Origin of the sequence: Nostoc cycadae WK-1, from assembly GCF_002897135.1 — a bacterium.
Lineage (GTDB): Bacteria > Cyanobacteriota > Cyanobacteriia > Cyanobacteriales > Nostocaceae > Nostoc_B.
In genome coordinates this window covers 156821-176857 of the sequence record NZ_DF978429.1, presented here as the reverse complement: position 1 = coordinate 176857, position 20037 = coordinate 156821, and the positions used below count along the sequence as shown (strand labels likewise).

At 41.5% G+C, this 20037-nt stretch carries 16 protein-coding genes; 10 read left to right on the top strand and 6 right to left on the bottom strand.

What is annotated here, in order from left to right; all coding sequences use genetic code 11:
- Positions 1 to 123: 123 nt before the first annotated feature.
- From NCWK1_RS14840 to NCWK1_RS14815, 6 genes are all read left to right on the top strand, one after another.
- Positions 124 to 1320: an ABC exporter membrane fusion protein gene (locus tag NCWK1_RS14840; RefSeq protein WP_103125240.1), complete on the top strand. Its 1197-nt coding sequence runs from the start codon at positions 124 to 126 to the stop codon at positions 1318 to 1320.
- A 106-nt stretch (positions 1321 to 1426) separates the two neighbouring features.
- Positions 1427 to 2599, top strand: coding sequence for an ABC transporter permease DevC (gene devC, locus NCWK1_RS14835; RefSeq protein ID WP_103125239.1), 1173 nt, complete (start codon positions 1427 to 1429; stop codon positions 2597 to 2599).
- A gap of 151 nt (positions 2600 to 2750) precedes the next feature.
- Positions 2751 to 3443, top strand: a complete 693-nt coding sequence (locus NCWK1_RS14830) for a DevA family ABC transporter ATP-binding protein (RefSeq protein WP_103125238.1) — start codon at positions 2751 to 2753, stop codon at positions 3441 to 3443.
- Positions 3444 to 3660: 217 nt separating this feature from the next.
- Positions 3661 to 5505 carry a tetratricopeptide repeat protein gene (locus NCWK1_RS14825; RefSeq protein WP_096581563.1) on the top strand — a complete coding sequence of 615 codons (1845 nt, stop codon included), beginning with the start codon at positions 3661 to 3663 and terminating at the stop codon, positions 5503 to 5505.
- A gap of 305 nt (positions 5506 to 5810) precedes the next feature.
- Complete coding sequence (locus NCWK1_RS14820) at positions 5811 to 6044, top strand: hypothetical protein (RefSeq protein WP_096581561.1); 234 nt, start codon at positions 5811 to 5813, stop codon at positions 6042 to 6044.
- Positions 6045 to 6173: 129 nt separating this feature from the next.
- Positions 6174 to 7319: a serine/threonine-protein kinase gene (locus tag NCWK1_RS14815; protein ID WP_103125237.1), complete on the top strand. Its 1146-nt coding sequence runs from the start codon at positions 6174 to 6176 to the stop codon at positions 7317 to 7319.
- A gap of 56 nt (positions 7320 to 7375) precedes the next feature.
- Here NCWK1_RS14815 and NCWK1_RS14810 read toward each other — a convergent pair whose 3' ends face one another.
- Positions 7376 to 8053, bottom strand: coding sequence for a glycosyltransferase family 2 protein (locus NCWK1_RS14810; RefSeq protein ID WP_103125236.1), 678 nt, complete (start codon positions 8051 to 8053; stop codon positions 7376 to 7378).
- A gap of 179 nt (positions 8054 to 8232) precedes the next feature.
- On the opposite strand from NCWK1_RS14810, the gene NCWK1_RS14805 reads away from it, so the two are divergent.
- A complete protein-coding gene (locus tag NCWK1_RS14805; RefSeq protein ID WP_245894904.1) occupies positions 8233 to 9528 on the top strand; it encodes a chloride channel protein in 1296 nt (431 codons plus the stop codon).
- 24 nt (positions 9529 to 9552) lie between these two features.
- Here the strand turns inward: NCWK1_RS14805 and NCWK1_RS14800 are convergent, their stop codons facing one another.
- Entirely contained in the window at positions 9553 to 9765 is a 213-nt protein-coding gene (locus NCWK1_RS14800) for a hypothetical protein (protein WP_096581555.1), read from the bottom strand.
- A 458-nt stretch (positions 9766 to 10223) separates the two neighbouring features.
- Between NCWK1_RS14800 and gyrA the strand changes: the two genes are divergently transcribed.
- A complete protein-coding gene (gene gyrA / locus NCWK1_RS14795; RefSeq protein WP_103125235.1) occupies positions 10224 to 12812 on the top strand; it encodes a DNA gyrase subunit A in 2589 nt (862 codons plus the stop codon).
- Positions 12793 to 14460 (top strand): apolipoprotein N-acyltransferase, encoded by a 1668-nt coding sequence (lnt, locus tag NCWK1_RS14790; RefSeq protein WP_103125234.1) that lies wholly within the window; start codon positions 12793 to 12795, stop codon positions 14458 to 14460. Before gyrA ends, lnt begins: the two co-directional genes overlap by 20 nt.
- A 197-nt stretch (positions 14461 to 14657) precedes the next feature.
- Here lnt and NCWK1_RS14785 read toward each other — a convergent pair whose 3' ends face one another.
- Positions 14658 to 15848: an MFS transporter gene (locus NCWK1_RS14785; RefSeq protein WP_103125233.1), complete on the bottom strand. Its 1191-nt coding sequence runs from the start codon at positions 15846 to 15848 to the stop codon at positions 14658 to 14660.
- A 312-nt stretch (positions 15849 to 16160) separates the two neighbouring features.
- Here NCWK1_RS14785 and psb32 point away from each other — a divergent pair, with 312 nt between their 5' ends.
- Complete coding sequence (gene psb32, locus NCWK1_RS14780) at positions 16161 to 16895, top strand: photosystem II repair protein Psb32 (RefSeq protein WP_096581547.1); 735 nt, start codon at positions 16161 to 16163, stop codon at positions 16893 to 16895.
- A 56-nt stretch (positions 16896 to 16951) separates the two neighbouring features.
- Here the strand turns inward: psb32 and NCWK1_RS14775 are convergent, their stop codons facing one another.
- From NCWK1_RS14775 to NCWK1_RS14765, 3 genes are all read right to left on the bottom strand, one after another.
- A complete protein-coding gene (locus NCWK1_RS14775; RefSeq protein ID WP_103125232.1) occupies positions 16952 to 17335 on the bottom strand; it encodes a DUF4346 domain-containing protein in 384 nt (127 codons plus the stop codon).
- 84 nt (positions 17336 to 17419) lie between these two features.
- The gene (locus NCWK1_RS14770; protein ID WP_096581543.1) at positions 17420 to 18115 is read right to left on the bottom strand and encodes a potassium channel family protein; all 696 of its coding nucleotides are present in this window, start codon (positions 18113 to 18115) and stop codon (positions 17420 to 17422) included.
- Between the two features lie 225 nt (positions 18116 to 18340).
- Positions 18341 to 19675, bottom strand: coding sequence for a TrkH family potassium uptake protein (locus NCWK1_RS14765; RefSeq protein WP_103125231.1), 1335 nt, complete (start codon positions 19673 to 19675; stop codon positions 18341 to 18343).
- Positions 19676 to 20037: the final 362 nt, after the last annotated feature.

The window sequence follows — 20037 nt, the reverse complement described above, 5'->3', positions numbered from 1 at the left end:
TTTAGCAATTCCAGATGGTCTGTTTATTTACGCCGACCTGTACTAGGTTAAGACATTTACCAGAACTCGATTTCTCCCGAATTTGAATCAACCAATTTGGAATGGTTTCAAAGGTATGCTATCGTGCAGAACTCAAAGCTAGGCAGGCCGATATCTCGTCAGTCAATTTTCCGTCCCCCCTTTTTTATAGCCACTATTGTATCTTTAACCGTAATTGGTAGCAGTATTTTTACTGTATTAAAATTTCGGGAAACGGCTAATCAAAGGGCGCAAATTCCAGTTGTATTATTACCTGAAATCAAAACAGTCACAGCTTTGGGGCGCATCGAACCGAAGGGAAAACTGATAAAACTTTCCGCTGCGACATCAACTGAAGTTAGTCGAGTCGAACAATTGTTAATTAATGAAGGGGATAAGGTAAAAGCAGGACAAGTAATTGCCATTTTAGATAATCGCGATCGCTTAGAGGCAGCATTTAAAGAAGCACAAGAACAAGTAAAAGTTGCCCAAGCAAATCTAAATCGTATCCAAGCAGGGGCAAAACGTGGCGAAGTTGCTGCCCAAACAGCAAAAATTGCCAGTCTAGAAGCAGAACGCCAAGGCAATATTGCTTCTCAAGCATTAACTGTTTCCCGTTTGCAAGCCGAAGTTGAAAACGCTGTAATTGAAAATAATCGTTATCAAATTCTGTTTAAAGAAGGTGCAATTTCGATTTCCCAACGAGATAGCAAACGCTTAAATTTAGAAACTGCCCAAAAAACTCTCCAAGAAGCCCAAACCCAGTTAAAACGCATTCAAGCATCTAGTCAGCAACAACTTAAAGAAGCCACAGCCACACTAGACCAAATTACCGATGTACCGAAAGTTGATGTCGAAGCAGCCCAAGCCGAAGTTAATCGTGCGATCGCCACAATGAATCGAGCTAAGGTAAATTTACAACAAGCTTACGTGCGATCGCGCCAAGATGGTCAAGTTATTGAAATTCACGCCCAACCAGGAGAATTAATTGGCAATGATGGGATTGCGGACATCGGACAAACCAGCCAGATGTATGTTGTTGCGGAAGTTTACGAAAGCGATATTGGCAAAGTCATTCCAGGACAAAAAGTGCAGATAGTTGGTGATTTTTTGCCCATTGAATTGCAAGGGACAGTAGAACGTAAAGGCTTACAAGTGCGGCGACAAAATCTAGTTAATACCGACCCTCTGAGTAATATTGATAACCGAGTAGTAGAAGTGCATATCCGACTAGATCAAGCTTCCTGCCAAAAAGCAGCCACTCTCAGCAATTTGCAAGTCAAAGTAGTGATTCAACTTTGAGAAGAAGGCAGGAGTGAAGAGGGTTTTAGTATTTTTTCTTCACATAGTTCGGTTTTTCTGAGTCGTTATACTTACTCAGCACTCATTACTTAGCAATTAATTTATGATGTGGCTTATCAAACAAATACAGCGACGCACACCTTTAGGATGGCTGCAACTGAGTCATGAAAAAAGTCGGCTGTTAGTAGCATTATCAGGCATTGCTTTTGCTGATGTGCTGATGTTTATGCAGCTTGGCTTTGAGACTGCACTATATGACAGTAATACAAGACTGCATCGCAGTTTACAAGCAGATATTGTGTTACTCAGCCCTCAAGCTCGTAACTTACAAAGTATGTCTTCGTTTTCGCGGCGACGCTTGTATCAAGCGATGGATATACCTGGAGTAAAATCAGCCGAACCAGTTTATTTTAGTAACAGTATTTGGAAGAATCCCCAAACCCGACGCGAAACTGGGGTGTTAGTAATTGGATTTAATCCTAATAAGCCAGCCTTTGATTTACCCGATGTCAACCAACAATTACAAACCATTGCTTTACCTGATAACGTACTATTTGACCGTGGTGCGAGAGGTGATTACCAAAAAGCAATCGCCCAAATTGATCAAGGTAAAATTCTTACTACAGAAATAGAACGACGCACTATTAGAATTAGTGGATTATTCCAAGTTGGTGCATCATTTGGGGCAGATGGTAGTCTGATTACTAGTGATCAGAACTTTTTGCGGATATTTCCCCGGCGACAGTCCAGTAGTATTAGCTTGGGGTTAATTAAAGTCAAACCTGGCTATGATGCAAAACAGGTGGCAATAGCTTTGAAATCACACCTTAGAGATGATGTCAAGGTGTTAACTCATGCCGAATTTATTGAATTTGAAAATAACTTTTGGCGAACAAATTCACCGATTGGATTTATTTTTAGTCTTGGTGTATCAATGGGGTTTGTTGTGGGAGTAATTATTGTTTACCAAGTTCTTTCGACTGATGTTAATGCCCATATTAGGGAATATGCTACCTTTAAAGCTATTGGCTATCGTAATTACTATTTACTAAGTGTAGTTTTTGAAGAGGCCTTAATTTTAGCCTTGCTAGGTTTTATCCCCGGTGTAGGTGTATCATTGGGACTTTATCAGCTAACTCGCGCGGCGACAAATCTACCAATGTATATGACTTTAATGCGAGGATTACAAGTCATAATTCTCACTTTTATGATGTGTGCGATTTCTGGGGCGATCGCTACTCGTAAACTACAGTCTGCTGACCCTGCGGATATGTTTTAAAATATTTCCGTCAAATCTAAAACAAGTACAAAAAGCAGCAATATATTTTTCAATTTTAGTATCGTTTTTGTATAGCAATCCTCAATCATTCGTGATAACTAATTCACCGACTTCTTGAAAAAGTCGATGATTTGAACCCCACACATTACTTATGACAAACAAACCTATTATTTCTATCCATAATCTCAACCATTATTTTGGTTATGGACAGTTACGTAAGCAAGTCTTGTTTAAAATCAACTTAGAAATTAACGCTGGCGAAATTATTATTTTGACAGGCCCTTCTGGTTCTGGTAAAACTACTTTATTAACTTTAGTCGGTGGGTTGCGCTCTCCACAATTTGGCAGCTTGCAGGTTTTAGGAAAAGAACTTTGCAGCGGTACAGCCGAACAATTAGTGCAGACACGCCGCCATAACGGTTATATCTTTCAAGCACACAACCTGCATGGTAGTTTGACTGCCGTGCAGAACGTCAAAATCGGTTTAGAATTACACCCACATATTAGTCACCAAGAAATTCAAACGCGCTCAATCTTGATGCTAGAACAGGTTGGTTTGGGAAATCACCTGCATTACTATCCTGATAAACTCTCAGGCGGACAAAAACAACGAGTAGCGATCGCCCGCGCTTTGGTGAGTTATCCCAAAATTGTCTTAGCCGATGAACCAACAGCCGCCCTTGATAGCCAATCCGGTCGAGATGTAGTTAACCTGATGCAAAAACTCGCTAAAGAACAAGGCTGTACCATCTTGATGGTGACTCACGACCATCGGATTTTAGACATTGCCGATCGCATTGTGCAGATGGAAGATGGCAAGTTAGTGCAAGCAGCCACAAGATAAAATTATTCACAACATCGTCGTGTGTTCGCAATATGGTCGTCACAACTGTATGTGATATTAAATGCTGTATTTGGTTACAAAATGCTTTTTTTTGGGTATAAGGTAGGGCTTCCTACCTTTTTTTATTTGTGCGATCGCTCTTTTCATGCAATTAAAGTTCCTACTTCCTCCCCTAACATTAGAATGGAGATTAATGTAAAGTTATCCCATAGCCAAAGTGTCAGACTCTCTGCCATTGCGCGATCGCTACCTCGCTTTAATTGACGAAATTGTGCAACTCACCCTCCAGGGCAAAATTAGCTCTGTGGAGATGGTGTACCAAATGTTGCAAAAAAATATAACATCTGGTACAGGGGAAATATTTGAGTTGGCGTTGAGCGATCGCTTGAGTAACATCCAAAGTCAGGTAGACAGCGAAAAGGATGAACTCAAAAAAGCTAAGGCTAACCGCAGTCTCAGAGCAATTAAAACAATTCAAAACCAATGGCAACGTTATTGGGAACAGAATAAAGCCATAGAAGCGATCGCCTTAGCAGTTCGAGAAATTACCACCGCTTCCGCAGATGAACGCCTCGCTACATTCTTGCGTTTCACTGACCCCAATCAAAAACAACCATTTAATTCATCACAATTACACCAGTTAGCCAAAGGCTTACAACAATTTGCTCAATTAGATACTGATATTGAACAAATCTTACAAGGCATTATGCGTGGTTTGGCGGGTTGGCAAAAACTCCAAGACCACTTGATTAGTTGGATGTATGAGCAAAATCGAGAATTAGGATTTGGCGGCGTACCGGGAGAAAACGGCCCTTGGGCAATTTGGGCAAAAAAAGTTAACAGCGAGTTTCCGCAAGCACTGTTTCGCAGTTTAGCTTTGGAACAATCGGCAATTGAATTTGCCCAACAACAACGCCGTCTTACCTTGAGTGACTGGGTAGAAATGGCGTTGATATTACAGTATTTGCAACGCGGGTTAGTGAGTTGGTTTGACCAACAACCATATAATGTGCAAGCAGGCTCAAAATTATCGATTTCGACTTTTTTGACCTTTGCCGTGATTTGGAGTCAGTTAGCGAGTGGTTTTGGTAACACTGCGGCTATTTATGGTGATGGTGGTTCCCAAATCATGCTGCAAATTCTGCGGAACTTTGCCCAGCGGGCATATTTTCCCCTATATGGTGGAATATTCGCTTCCTTTTCGGGTAGTTATTTACGCAACGCCTTAGATTATTTAGATGAACCGTTACGCCAAGTTGAGGGAACCCAAGAAAAAGCTAGAATTTTGACATTATTGGGTTATTCGCAGCGAGCTTTAGGACAATATCAACGCTCAATTAATTTTCATCAGCAAGCATTAGAAATAGCGCGATATGCAGGCGATCGCCCCTGTGAAATTGCCAATCTCAACCACCTCAGCCGCACCTATGTGCAGGAAAAAGATTATGGTGAGGCGATTAATTATAGCCAACGAGCGTTAATCTTGAGTCGGCAAGCAGGCGATCGTACAGGTGAAGCCAACGCTTTGGTCAATCTTGGTTACAGCGAAGTTATGCAGGCGCAACAATTAGAACAAATTGAACCAGAAAGCTATGAGATGCCAATTAATTATTTAGAACAAGGTTTAAAGTTATTAGATAAATTAGGAGATATCCAAAGTAAAGCCTTGTGTTTAAGTAGTTTAGGCATTGCCTATCTTGTGATTGATGAAGCGCCAACTGCGATTAAATATTTAGAAGATGGTTTTAAAACAGCACAAACTTGTGGAGACTTATATCTTCAAGGACGAAATTTAGCATATTTAGCTGAAGCTTATTATCAACTACAAAATGCCGAAAAAGCCATTTATACTGGTGGTTTAGGAATGTATCTTTTAGAGCAGATTGCCTCTAATGAATGGAAACAGCCAGCAGGTTTATTAACAATTTTGCAAGGACAAATAGGCAAAGAAGCATTCCAAAGTATGTTACAACAACACCGTTCTAAAATCATGGCGATTATTGGTGTTGATGGCTATGATCACATCCCAGCATTATTAACCACATATCAGCAAGATATGTAATATAGATGTAGTCAGATATGTTAGGACAACTTGAAAGCTTGAATGCCAGGAAAAGTCAGACTTTTCCTTCTGCCTTTTGGAGGCAGCGCATTGGGCGGGCAATGCCCGACTTGTTCGCGCAGCGTCTCCGATTAGGAGAAGCGACTGTCGTCCTTCTGCTATATAATCTAATGTCATTTGTAAAAAAATGAAAGACATGTATCCTTGGTTGCCAAGACTTTCATCACTTCTGGCTTTATACTGATACTACCCACAGATTTTGATTTAAAAATTATCAAGCGATCGCCTAGTCCAAACATCAAACTATGAATTATCACATTTGCGGCTTGGAAGCGACTCCAGAATGGCTCAAAATAAAATCAATTGATTACATTACCGAATGCTTAGAGGCTTGTGAAACTCTAGAAATGGTAGCTGACTTACGGGAAATATTTCCTAGGTCTGCTTTGCGTTCGGCAAGTATTAAGGTAGAAGAGGTGCAACGTCAAAGGCTGGTTAACTGGTTGCAGGTGTTGAACCAAGAAGAAAAAGCTGCATAGAATTTTCAAAAGAGGAAAAGCAAGCATTTCTCTCCATTGTCGTCAATTGAAATTACATTTAGCAAATATCAGCACTCTTCTGCCACGGAAAGGGGACAATAAAAACAAGTATCCCTCAGTCCGCAACGCATGAGCTACTGCCTTAATCCTCGATGTCCCAAACCTGAAAATCCGGCTGATGTTAAGTTCTGTACGACTTGTGGTTCTAAGTTGCTACTTAAAGAACGCTACCGCGCCATTAGGCCGATAGGACAAGGTGGTTTTGGCAGAACTTTTTTGGCTGTAGATGAAGATAAACCGTCAAAACCACGTTGTGTAATTAAGCAATTTTATCCTCAAGCCCAAGGCACAAACACAGTCAAAAAAGCTGTGGAATTATTTATCCAAGAAGCGGTGCAGTTGGATGAATTGGGTAAACATCCACAAATTCCTGAACTTTTGGCATACTTTACTCAAGATGATCGACAGTATTTAGTCCAAGAATTTATCAATGGATTGAACTTAGCACAGGAATTAGCAAAAAATGGAACTTTTAGTGAAACGCGGATTTACCAATTATTGAATGATTTATTATTAGTATTGCAGTTTTGTCATACAAAACAAGTCATCCACCGCGATATTAAACCAGAAAATATTATCTTACGTGAGAGCGATCGCAAACTAGTTTTAGTTGATTTTGGTGCTGCTAAATCTGCAACTGGCGCAGCATTAAATCAAACTGGTACTAGTATTGGTAGTCCTGAATATGTTGCACCAGAGCAAATTAGAGGTAGAGCAGTTTTTGCCAGTGATATTTATAGTTTAGGAGCTACCTGCATTAACTTATTAACTGGGCGATCGCCTTTCGATTCTTATGACACTAATAACGATACTTGGGTTTGGCAGAAATACTTAACAACTCCCGTGAGTGATCACTTGAGCCGAATTTTCAATAAAATGCTCGAAAGTATCCCAGCTAGACGTTACCAAACAGTAGATGAAGTTCTGCAAGACTTAAATACACAGTCGCCAGTAGCTAATCAGTCACAGATACCTGTAAAACCTCATGTTCAGTCATCACCTACCTTACCGCCGACGGTTGTGAGCAACACACCTAGCCAAATTGATTTAGAACTAGAAGAATTAAAAACTCAATTTATGGGCGGGAAACCTCAAGCAAATCAAGTCCAGCCAACAAATCCAACATCTCAACCTGCAAGTAAAAGCGAAATAGATCAAGAGTTAGAAGAATTGAAAGCGAAATATTTAGGTAACAATAACTCACAAAATCCATGAATGATGAGGGTGATGCGTAAAATACACACCCATATCCTTGATTTTTCGGTTTTATGCTAGTCTTGAACTATTTTTGATGATGTGGATTGAGAAGATAAAAAACTTTTAGTAACACTAGTTTCTGCCCTTGTATAAACATAAGTTTGCAAATCGGGTAATTTTCGAGTTTGGCAGATTTTCTCTGCACGTTCCCAAAAATCTGTATCTTCTCCATAAATCATATTATTAAAACCTTTCAATGCAAAAAATACTTGTCTCTTGCCAAAAAAAGTGGGGCCAAGTACGCATTCTCGGAGATTTATTGTTTTACCTGGTTGAAAATAATCTGCTACCCAAATCTCTTCATCTGTAACAAACCCCCCTTCAATTAAATCAATTTCTGGATGTTGCTGCATATATTTAATGCGTGTATCTAGATGTTCTGGTAAATAGGCATCATCGCTATCTAAAAATGTGATGTATTTACCAAAAGATGCTTGAATACCAGCATTTTTAGCATGACACTGTTTTTTATTTTGATGTTTTAAATAACGAATGTTTGGTAAAACATTAATATATTGATCGACAATTTCAAAAGTATTATCGGTACTGCCATCATCCACTATAATCAGTTCCCAATCTTGAAAAGTTTGGGCAATCACGCTATTAATACAATGGTTTAAATGTTTTGCCCGATTGTAAGTACAAATAATAATTGATATTTCAGGCAGTACGTCAAAAATTACACTACTCATATTCAATAGCTCAAAAATACTTCATTGCTCATCAATAGTGAGCAGGTATAACGCAATTATTGTACAGGATAGTAGATAGTATGCAAGGGAACATCCCGGCTTTTGCAAAGATAGTAAAAATCAGGCAGGATAATTAATGGTTATTCAATATTTTAGGTTTTATCAATAGGACATCAACAGTGCCATTAAATCAGCCACCTCCCAACAATCAAACCCAACGCTGGACATTTACTCAACTGTTCGGACTAGCAAGTCGCAATCCGTTGATGATTTCTCGATGGGTGCTGCGTTGGGTTATGGTGGGGACAGTGAGTGGTTTATTTGCCGGATTGTACTGGAATGTTTTAGAACTGTTAACTCATCAGTTGCAAAGGTTTCAAGGTTTAAGTTTGTTAATTGTCATGCCACTAGCGGGTTTAATTGTTGGGCTAGTGATTCATTTTCTCGGAAATCCTGGGGAAATCGCCGTGATTGTGGATAATATTCATTTTCGTGGTGGACGCTTGGATGGACGAAAAAATCCCTCGATGATTTTGGCTTCCCTAATTAGTATTGCTGCTGGTGGTAGTGCTGGCCCAGAAGCACCATTAGTACAGGTTACAGGTTCCTTTGGGACTTGGGTAGGCGATCGCCTCAAACTTCAAGGTGAAGACTTGCGTTCTATGAGTTTGGCGGCGATGGCGGCGGGTTTTACGGCTTTGTTTGGCGCACCTTTGGGTGGGGCGATGTTTGCCCTAGAAATCTTGCACCATCAGCATATAGTGGAGTATTACGAAGCTTTAATGCCAGCTATTGTTTCTAGTTGTGCTAGTTATTTGGTATTTACGGCGATTACTCATTTAGGAATTGCGCCAACTTGGCATTTTCCCCAATATCGCTTGGAAAATATCGATGATTTTGCCTTCGCAATTCTGTTTGGGATCATTGGGGCGATCGCTGGATGGATTTTTATGTGGATTTTTCGCACTTGCGATAACGCCTTTCACCGGATTCCTGGGCCAATTTATGTCCGCACGACTCTAGCAGGATTGGGAATTGGTAGTTTAGCGGCTTTTTTACCCCTCACCCGTTATTTTGGCCATGAAGAGTTAGAAATTATTCTAGAAACCAGCTTTTCTGGTGTTTTCTTGTTAACGCTGGCTTTGGGTAAAATGGCAGCCATTAGTATGACAGTTACAGGCGGGTGGCGCGGTGGATTTATTATCCCTTTATTTTTCACTGGTGCTTGTATTGGCAAAGCAGTAGTAGTTTTGATTCCGGGGATCAATCCGGCTTTAGCAATGATTTGTACAATGGCGGCGATTAACGCGGCTGTGACACGTACACCGATTAGTACGACTTTACTGCTATCGAAACTAACTAGCTTTAGTCCGTTTACACCAATTTTATTTGCCAGTTTGGTAGGATTTTTTCTGGCTCCGAAAGTGCCTTTGATTGCTGCTCAACTGAAGTCTCAACAAGAAGCGATTGATTAACTCAAAAAACAGTCAATCAATTCTTTACATCTTCAGATGATTTTGGGATTCTTGTTTGGCTGCCAAATATTTAGCGATCGCTGCGGCATTTAGCGGGATCACTTTTGTTGTTGGGCGTATTGTCTGTAACAATGCGTTTAGGCTGCCACAAGAATGACTAGCCTTACGATACACGCAAGCATAACTTACACCAGGCAGACGGAAATAGCTACCTATGGCTAATTGTTGAAATGTCATCAGAGCCTCAAATGAATAACGACAGGGAAAATCACGATTGATTAATGAACTTAACCATGATAAGCCGGATAAACCAAGAACCCAAGATTTTATCCAACTACCTTTAGATTGCCACTTTTTTTGCTTACCGTTTCTATCTCAATTCATAACTAAATGCTATGTCCTACTTATTACTGATGCAGGCTCAGTCATAACTTGTAATTAGGCAAATTAGCTTTAGTTTGGGGTAAATTTACTAAATTAATCTTTTTAGCTCAAACTATCTTCGTTAAATCTTATTTATCGCCTCTAAAAGAGGCGTTTTTCTAGTTACTTTAGGTGAGTTTTTCGGGCAAAAAAAAACAATACGTGCTAGAATTGTATCAAAATATGTCAATTATTCAAGAGTAATTTGGAATAATTTTACGCTTTGCCAACTTTAAAGGCTAAATCCTACGATTTTTGGAGTTATTTAGGTTATGACAACCTCACAGGAGAGGATTATCCCCACAGATCTGCGGAACGAAATGTCCCGGTCTTATCTGGAATACGCCATGAGCGTGATAGTGGGTCGGGCGCTACCAGATGCCAGGGATGGTCTGAAACCTGTGCATCGCCGTATCCTCTACGCCATGCACGAACTAGGTTTACTCCACGATCGCCCCTTTAGAAAGTGCGCTCGTGTGGTTGGGGAAGTTTTGGGTAAATATCACCCCCACGGCGACACAGCAGTATATGATGCCTTGGTGCGGATGGCGCAGGATTTTTCCATGCGATCGCCTTTAATTAACGGACATGGTAACTTTGGTTCCGTAGATAACGATCCCCCAGCGGCAATGCGATACACAGAATGTCGCCTGCAAGCTTTAACCAGCGCCGCCCTACTCCAAGACATCGAATCAGAAACCGTAGACTTTGCAGATAACTTCGACGGTTCCCAACAAGAACCTACAGTTCTACCGTCGCGCATTCCCCAACTCCTACTCAATGGTTCATCGGGAATTGCCGTGGGGATGGCTACCAACATTCCGCCCCACAACTTAGGCGAATTGATTGATGGATTGGTCGCTTTAATTCACAATCCCGAAATCACCGACCTCCAGTTGATGCAGTACGTCCACGGGCCAGACTTCCCGACAGGGGCGCAAATTCTTGGCACATCAGCTATTAAAGAAGCTTACACCACAGGGCGTGGTTCCATTACCATGCGTGGTGTCGCCAACATAGAAACCATCGAACAGCGTGGTCGTCCCGAACGAGAAGCAATTATCATCACCGAATTGCCTTATCAAACCAATAAAGCCGCATTAATTGAGAAAATTGCCGAATTAGTCAACGACAAGCGGATTGAAGGCATTGCAGATATCCGCGATGAAAGCGATCGCGACGGGATGCGAATTGTCATCGAACTCAAGCGCGATGCTTATCCCCGCGTGGTTTTGAACAACCTTTACAAGCAAACCCCACTGCAAGCCAACTTTGGGGCAAACATGCTGGCTTTGGTGAACGGGGAACCGCAAATCCTCACCCTGAAGCAGTTTTTAGAAGTCTTCCTCGATTTCCGCATCATCTCCATTACCAGACGCACCCAGTACGAACTGCGAAAAGCCGAAGAACGCGACCATCTGTTGCAAGGGTTATTGATTGCTTTAGCCCATTTAGATACCATTATTAACTTAATTCGCCATGCCCCTGATGCACCCACAGCCAAAGGTGAATTGATTACAAACTACGGACTCTCCGAAGTGCAAGCCGACGCAATTTTGCAAATGCAACTGCGCCGCTTGACTGCCCTCGAAGCAGATAAAATTCGCCTAGAACACGAAGAATTACAAGAGCGCATCGGCGATTTGCGAGATATTCTGGCACGGCGAGAAAGAATTTTAGAAATCATTGAAACCGAAGTTTCCCAAATTAAAACCAGCTTTGCCACACCCAGACGCACAATTATTACCCACGCCGAAGGGGAAATCGATGAACGTGACCTAATTGCCAACGAAAAAGCAATTATTCTGTTAACACAGCAAGGTTACATCAAACGGATGCCCGTAAACACCTTCGAGGCGCAAAGCCGCGCCACCAGAGGTAAAGCCGCCGCCAAGGTCAAAGACGATGACACCGTAGAACATTTCTTAACTTGTTGCGATCACGATAGTGTTTTATTCTTTAGCGATCGCGGCGTAGTTTACTGCCTCAAAGCCTATCAAATTCCCGTGGGTTCCCGCACCAGTCGAGGTACACCCATTGTCCAAATGCTACCCATTCCCAAAGAAGAAAAAATCACCTCCATTGTCCCCGTTGACGAATTCAGCGACGACGAATATTTAGTCATGCTCACCAAAGGTGGCAATATTAAGAAAACGGCCTTAGCCGCTTTTAGTAATATTCGGGCTAACGGTTTAATTGCTATTTCCTTAGAAGAAGGGGATCAACTGCGGTGGGTACGCCGCGCTAGAGTTGAAGACAGTATCATCATTGGTTCCCGTCTGGGGATGGCAATACACTTTAGATGTACCCACGAACAACTGCGGCCTCTTGGTAGGGCGACGCGGGGTGTGAAATCTATGAAACTCAAAAAGGGTGATGAACTCGTAGGGATGGATATTATTCCCGCCGCTATTTTAGACACACTCGACACGGGAACGGAAGAGTCAGAAATAGAAGAAATCGAAACCGAAGATATCGAAAATGTGGAAGAAACCACAGAAGTAGAAGTAACAGGTAATGTTGGCCCTTGGGTGCTAGTTATTACAATGGGCGGCTACGGCAAACGCGTACCCGTTGCCCAATTCCGTTTGCAAAACCGTGCAGGTCAAGGTTTAATGGCTACCAAATTCAAAAACCGCAAAACCAAAGACAAATTAGCCACCTTGCAAATTGTCAACAGCGACGATGAAATCATGATGGTGACAAATCGCGGTATCATTATCCGTCAGGCTACCAATGCAATTTCCATCCAATCGCGATCAGCTACTGGCGTAAGAGTCCAACGCTTAGACGAAGATGACGCAATTACTGGAGTTGCGATCGTTCCGCCTGATACTGGTGATGAAGAAGAAACAGAATGAAGGCAAAAGTAAAAAGGAAACAGGAAAAGGCGAGAATTCATTTTTTACTTTTGCCTTTTACCTTTTACTTTCGCTAATTAGCGGTGTTTTGATGGGGCTAACCGTCGCCCCTGTGGGTGCATGGTTTTTGGCTTGGATAGCCTTAGCCCCACTTTGGGTATTAGTTGTTCACAAAAGTAACTCTTATTTAGAAGCTAAAAAGCAAAAACCCTTCCTTTTACCTTTTACCTCCTTCGGAGTTCGCCAGTCGCTCATGGGGGAAACCCCCAAGACCGCGCTGGCTCACTTTTACCTTTTACCTTTACTCTGGGGTGTTGGTTATCACAGCGTCGCCCTCTTTTGGATTACCGGGATTCACCCGATGGATTGGTTGGGTGTGCCTTGGTGGCCGAGTTTGGCTATTACTATATTTTGCTGGGGCTTTATTAGCCTATGGGGCGGGTTATTTGTCATTCTTTGGGGTGCTGTGATGATGCGCCTGAATCAATCAAAACCTTGGTTACGAGTTCTGATTGGTACAGCCGTCTGGTGTGGTTTAGAAAGCTTATGGAGTTCCGGTTCTTTGTGGTGGAGTTCTCTCGCTTATACTCAATCACCACATAACTTAGTCATTTTACATCTTGGGCAACTGTCTGGCCCTAATACTGTAACAGCTGCGATCGCCGCCTTCAATGGTCTAATCGCCGAAGCCTACCTATCTTCTACACCTCGGCGCTTCGTCAATAAATATTTAGTACTAGCCACAGGGCTATTCATCACCTTACATCTCATCGGCTGGTTTTTATATAGCCAACCCATCGCCCAACCACCAGCAGCAGCCTTAAAAATAGGCGTTGTTCAAGGTAACATCCCCAACAAAATCAAAATCAAACCTGAAGGATATCTTCGCGCGATTACAGGCTATACCAGTGGTTATTTAACTCTAGCCGAACAAGGTGTAAATGCTGTCCTCACACCCGAAGGCGCGTTACCAATTTTTCAGCGCAATTTTGGAGACACACCTCTATTTGCAGCAGTACAGGAAAAAGGTGTAGTAGTGTGGGTTGGTGCATTTGGGGAAAAGGGACGAAGTTATACAAATAGTTTGTTTACTGTCAATAGCCAGGGTGAAACTACCAGCAGATATGATAAATCTAAACTCGTACCCTTGGGAGAATATATCCCCTTTGAAGAGATTTTAGGTAAATTAATTAGCCGCTTGTCACCGTTGGATGAACATCAAGTTCACGGTGCAGCCAACCAAATATTTGATACACCTTTTGGACGGGCAATTGTCGGTATTTGCTACGAATCTGCATTTCCTGAAGTATTTCGCCGTCAAGCTGCGGCGGGTGGGCAATTTATCCTCAGTTCTTCTAACGATGCCCATTACAGTGCAGCTATGCCATTTCAGCATCATGCTCAGGATATCATGCGGGCAATTGAAACTGATAGATGGTCAGCACGGGCAACTAATACCGGTTATTCGGCTTTTGTCGACCCCCACGGCAGAACTTTGTGGATATCTGGCTATAACATCTACCAAACTCACGCAGAGACTATTTATCGCCGTCAAACGCAGACTTTATATGTGCGTTGGGGTGATTGGTTGACACCGTTGTTGTTAGGTTTGGGTGTTGTGAGTTGGTTTGTGGGAAAAGTATTTTAAACGCAAAGGTATGCAAAGTCCGCGCAGAGTTACGCAGAGGAAGAGGAGTTGAGTTGAGAAAATCAGGAGGAAGTGGAACCAACGGTACAACAATTATGAATGTTAACACCAGAAGAACAAGTGCAAAAAGTTGAACAACGCGCTCAAATCTTAGCAGAAAGATTAAGAAATCTGGGTGTAGACCCAGATTCTTTGATTTAAACAGGTTTATCTGTTAACTCTGGTTGAGATTTATTAGCTTGCAATTGCACCCAAACAAAGAAGGGAATTGCTAGTAGTTGAGTTGCGGCAGAAAATATTACTAATAGGGTAATGGAGCGATCGTACAAAACACCCATTAAAGTACTGCCTAAAAACCAAGCAAAACCGTAGCCTGTGCTGAAGATACCATAAGCTGTGGCGCGTTTGTTTTTAGGGACAAGTCCAGCGATCGCAGCTTTCAAAATCGACTCTTGTGCGCCCATCCCAATACCCCAAAATGCTATGCCTAACAGCGCCATTTGTGTATCGCCAAAAAATACCAACGGCGCGAAAAAGGAGGAAACAAAAGCAGCAACCATCAAAATAGAAATACCAACTCTGTCAAACAGATAGCCAAATATCAGTGCAGCTACGGCATCGACTCCCATTGCGAAGGCATAAAATAAAGGAATTGTTTGACCGGAAGCAACATTTCCCTTTTGAAAATGAAAGGCGATTAAGGGAAAATCTGCATAACCAGCCGCAATAATCGCCACCGCACCCAAATAAATCCAAAATACTCGCGGTATTCCGTCTTCTTGACTCATTTCATGTTCAATTTCCAAGTCGCTGGGGTTGGGATATAAAAATTGCAAAACTAATAACACAATCAATCCCAACACCGCAGGTACAATCAAAATCGTGAAGCCGTTGCGATACTCTCCTTGGAAATAAACCATTGCTGCTACCGCTAAAGGCCCCATCACAGCACCGGTTTGATCCATTGCTTCATGCAAACCAAAGCCGAAACCTCTGCCAATTTGACTCACACCATGAGACAGGAGTGCATCTCGCGGGGGAGTCCGCACGGCTTTACCTGTGCGTTCTGCCATCATCAAACCAGCTGCTACTTCCCATCTGCCGGCAAAGGCTAATAATGGGACAACGGCAGTGTTCAAAATAAATCCTAAAGTTGTAATCCCCCAATATTTGCGTGTCTGATCGCTGAGATAACCAATGGCTAGGCGCAAACCATACCCAATCAGTTCCCCAAAACCCGCTACTAGCCCTACCACAGTGCCGCTTGCGCCCAAAACCTGTAAATAAGCCCCCGTAATACTACGCGCCCCTTCATAAGTGGCATCGGCACAGAGACTAACAAAACCAAGTAAAATCACAAACTTCAAGGCGGCTGATTTCTGTGCCATATTCTTGTTTATATGCAAATTGCTACTTTAGAGAATTCTGTCTTTATTGCTAGATTTGAAGTTGAAAAAACCACCCTGTTTTGGCGAAATTGCTGGTTGTAGCAGCTAAGACAGAATTTCGGTTATATCATAAAGTTCTGGAATATTTGGCAAAGTCCGCTGTAAACATTTGAATTTAGCCTTAAAGTCGCAAAATTACTAAATTATTTATTTGCTACTGGCAATTTTTTACATAGATAAATTACTCAACAGGATGATTTTGTCATTGATTGTGTAGTATTTTTGGTGCTAGTCTGTCTTAGGATCAATCCAATGAAGCAGTTCCTCAGAACAGTATTTGGCATTAAAACATACATCATTTGGCTGCTGACACCAATACTGGCAATTATTCTTGGTGCATCGCTGTTGGCTACCCCGGCGTTAGCTACTGGCGTGTATCAAATTCCCAATTTAAACCCCGGCGGTGACTGGGTTGTAGATCAAGGTGAAGTGATTAGTCGGATCAACGAAGGTAAGATTAGTAGTGCCTTTGAAGATTTGGCAAAGAAAACTGGCAATGAAGTCAGGTTTGTGACCATTCGCCGTTTAGACTATGGTGAAACACCAGAAAGCTTTACTCAAGGGCTTTTTGAAAAATGGTTTCCCACAAAAGAAGCACAAGCTAACCAAACTTTGTTGGTGCTAGATACTGTTACTAATAACACGGCTATTATTAGCGGAGATAAAGTCAAATCTTTGCTCACTGATTCTATTGCCGGTAGTGTAGCTACAGAAACCTTAGCTGTACCATTACGGGATGGGAACAAATATAATCAGGCATTTTTGGATGCGAGCGATCGCCTTGTTACAGTTCTCTCTGGTGAACCAGACCCAGGCCCACCAAAAATTACTGAAAACGTTCAGGTAGAAGGTACTTTCACCAAAGCAGAAGATACCGACAAAGGTAATGCTACGGCTTGGGTGATAGGACTAGTAATTGCTGCAACCATTATCCCGATGGCGACTTACTACATCTATCTAGTCTATCAACCACCATCTAACGGCTAATTCTGAAGTATGAAGTCTGAAGTCTGAAATTTTTTACTTCATACTCCATACTTTTCTTAGTCTTGAACATACTCTTGTCCTGTCACTAAAGCCATCTCAGCGCGGACAAATTCTCGTCCTAAATAGGCCGCATGGTCTAACTGAGAAACTGGACAGGGCTGAGTTTGTTCAAAAATTTTGACGCTAAGTTCCTTGGCTGTTCTACTACTAAAAACTGTGGTGTGAGTTCTTTCCACCTTACCTCGTGCAGGAATTACTTTGCCTGTTTCGGGATCTACAGCTAAACCATGCTCATCAATTACATTGGTAAAATGCTTTGCATAGATTAATCCCTCGCCTCTATCTACATAGATGATGAAATATCCAGCGGGGTCAAGGTCAATATGACGCTGAGAAAGTCTATCATCAATTGCTGCTAAATCTTGAACTATTAAATCCATAACCACTATCAAAAACAAAATTCTTTCTTCAGGGTTTTTACACCATATACTTAAGTGTAATTCTTATTTTCCTCAGTACGACCATTAAATCGGTAAGCGATTAATATCTTTGTTGCAGCCAATTACTACCATTGCTGAACCACGTTCTAAGCGCCTATTAGGTTCGGGATTAATGGCAAATTTTCCCTCTTGACTCACAGCCAGCAAATTTAAACCATAACGGTTACGCAGTTGAATTTCTGTGATAGTTTTGCCATGAAACTCATCTGGGACAATCATCTCGACAATGCTGTGATCTGGGTCGAGGTCAAATCTGTCTAATATAGATGGTTTTGTTAGAGTCCGCGCTAAAGCACAGCCGGCTTCATATTCAGGGAAAACAACATGGTCTGCACCGACTCTCTTTAATAACTTGCGGTGAACTTCACTAGAGGCTTTAGCCACAACATGAGGTACACCACCTTCTTTGACGTTGAGAGTGGTAATAATACTTTCTTGAACATAATTACCGATCGCTATAATGACCGTATCAAATTCAAAGATTCCTGCTTCTTTGAGTGCGGCTGGTTCTGTGGAATCTAGTTGCAAAGCATGACCAACTATTTGTTCTGTCAAAGCCTCGCAAACTCTTTTTTCATCAATATCTGTGGCTAGTACGTCATAACCGAATTTATGCAGTGTTGAACTGACAGAACGACCAAACCGACCTAAACCAATAACAGCAAATTGGTTGTTATCTTTACGTAAACTGCGAAAAAACCCTAATGATGCAAGATTCACAGTTGCTATCCTTGTTAAAGCTCCCTGGATTTAGGACAAAAAATACTTAAATTTAACTTAAAGTAACAATTTTTATTTTTTGCCTAGTGTTTCATATTTTATCAGTTTAAGTTAATGACATTGATACTAAGTGCGGTTATCTCACCAGTAAGTTTTCGTCAAGCACAAAAACATCTCCGACTTCTTTAATAAGTCGGGGATGTTAGCTTCTATATTTTTACTAGATTATCCTACTAATAAATTTTCTTCAGGATAGTGAATTCTACTAGGACGAGGGTCGCCAAGAACAGCTGACATTAGTAATAAAACTCCAACTCTGCCTATATACATCGTAATAATTAAAATCAGCTTGGCTGCGCTGGAAACACTAGCTGTAATACCTGTAGAAAGACCAACAGTGGCAAAAGCAGATACTACTTCAAATAAAATTTGAATAAAATCTAATTTTGGCTCTGTTAAGGAGATGATAATAGTTGCCAAAACTACGGTAGCGACAGAACCAACTAAAACCCCAACTGCTTTCAAAATTAAATTTATGGCTATCTTTCGGTCATATAACAAAACTTCTTCTTTACCTTGAAGAATTGCTTTTGTACAACTAGTAAGAACTCGCAACGTTGTAGTTTTCATACCGCCGCCTGTACCACCAGGACTAGCACCAATAAACATCAGCGCTATAGTAATAAATAGACCAGCAGTGGTCATCTTGCTAATATCAATAGTGTTAAATCCGGCAGTTCTGGGCGTTACAGATTGAAACCAAGCTAATAATAATTGATTACCAAAATCTAGTTTGCCAAATGTTTCAGTATTTCTAAATTCTATACATAAAAAAGCAATTGTTCCGGCAATTAAAAGAATTATAGTTGTACTGGTAGCAACTTTAAAATCTAAAGAAAGGACTAAAGCTGTCTTCTGTTTGAGGAAGCGATCGCGCAACCAAAGGTACATTTCTAAAATTACTTGATAACCAATGCCACCAAAAATAATTAATGTAGTCACGGTGAAAACAACTAACCCAGATGTTTGATAACCAATCAAGTTATCTTTAAACAAACTAAAACCTGCGTTATTCCAAGAATTAACACTATGAAAAATCGCTAACCACAATCCTTGTGACCAACCATAGTTCGGCACAAAAGCAGGCAACAGTAGAAATACGCCTGTAATTTCAAAAATTAAAGTAGTGGCAATAATTGAGCGAATGACTTGGGCGCTACCTTGCATTCCTGGCCTATCTAAAGCTTGTTGAATTGCAATTTTTTGTCGCATATCAAATCTGCGTCCAATGAGCAAAATCAAAAAGGTAGTAGTTGTCATATATCCCAACCCACCAATTTGAACTAGCAGTGCAATAAACAGTTGACCCCAAAAAGAAAAATAAGTTCCAGGGTCAACCACTGATAAGCCAGTCACACAAACAGCAGATGTTGAGGTGAATAACGCCACAACTAAATTATTCCAACTTCCATCGCTAGTTGAAATCGGCAGCATCAACAAAATAGTCCCGACAGTGATGACAGCCAGAAAACCCAAACAAATTGTCCGCGAAACAGTCATATTAAGGTAGAGCCTCTAAATTATTCCAGGGAGGGTCTGAGGAAAGTTTGAAAACCTAACCCCCTAGCCCCTTCCCTACGATGGAAGAGGGAGAAATCAAAGCCTCTCCCCTAAAAGGCTTACGGTGTACACACAAGTCTTAGAAAGTCACCCAACAGCGTTTCGATCCCCCCTAGCCCTTGAAAAGGGGGGAACAGGAGTTAAAGTCCCCCTTTTTAAGGGGGATTTAGGGAGATCAGATTACTTGTGTGTACACGGCAGCCCCTAAAAGGAGAGAGGTTTGGAGAGGGGTTTTTAGTAGAATTTGCATTTTGGCAAACATCATCTAAGCTTTGACTCTTTCCTGGAAAAGAAAAACATCC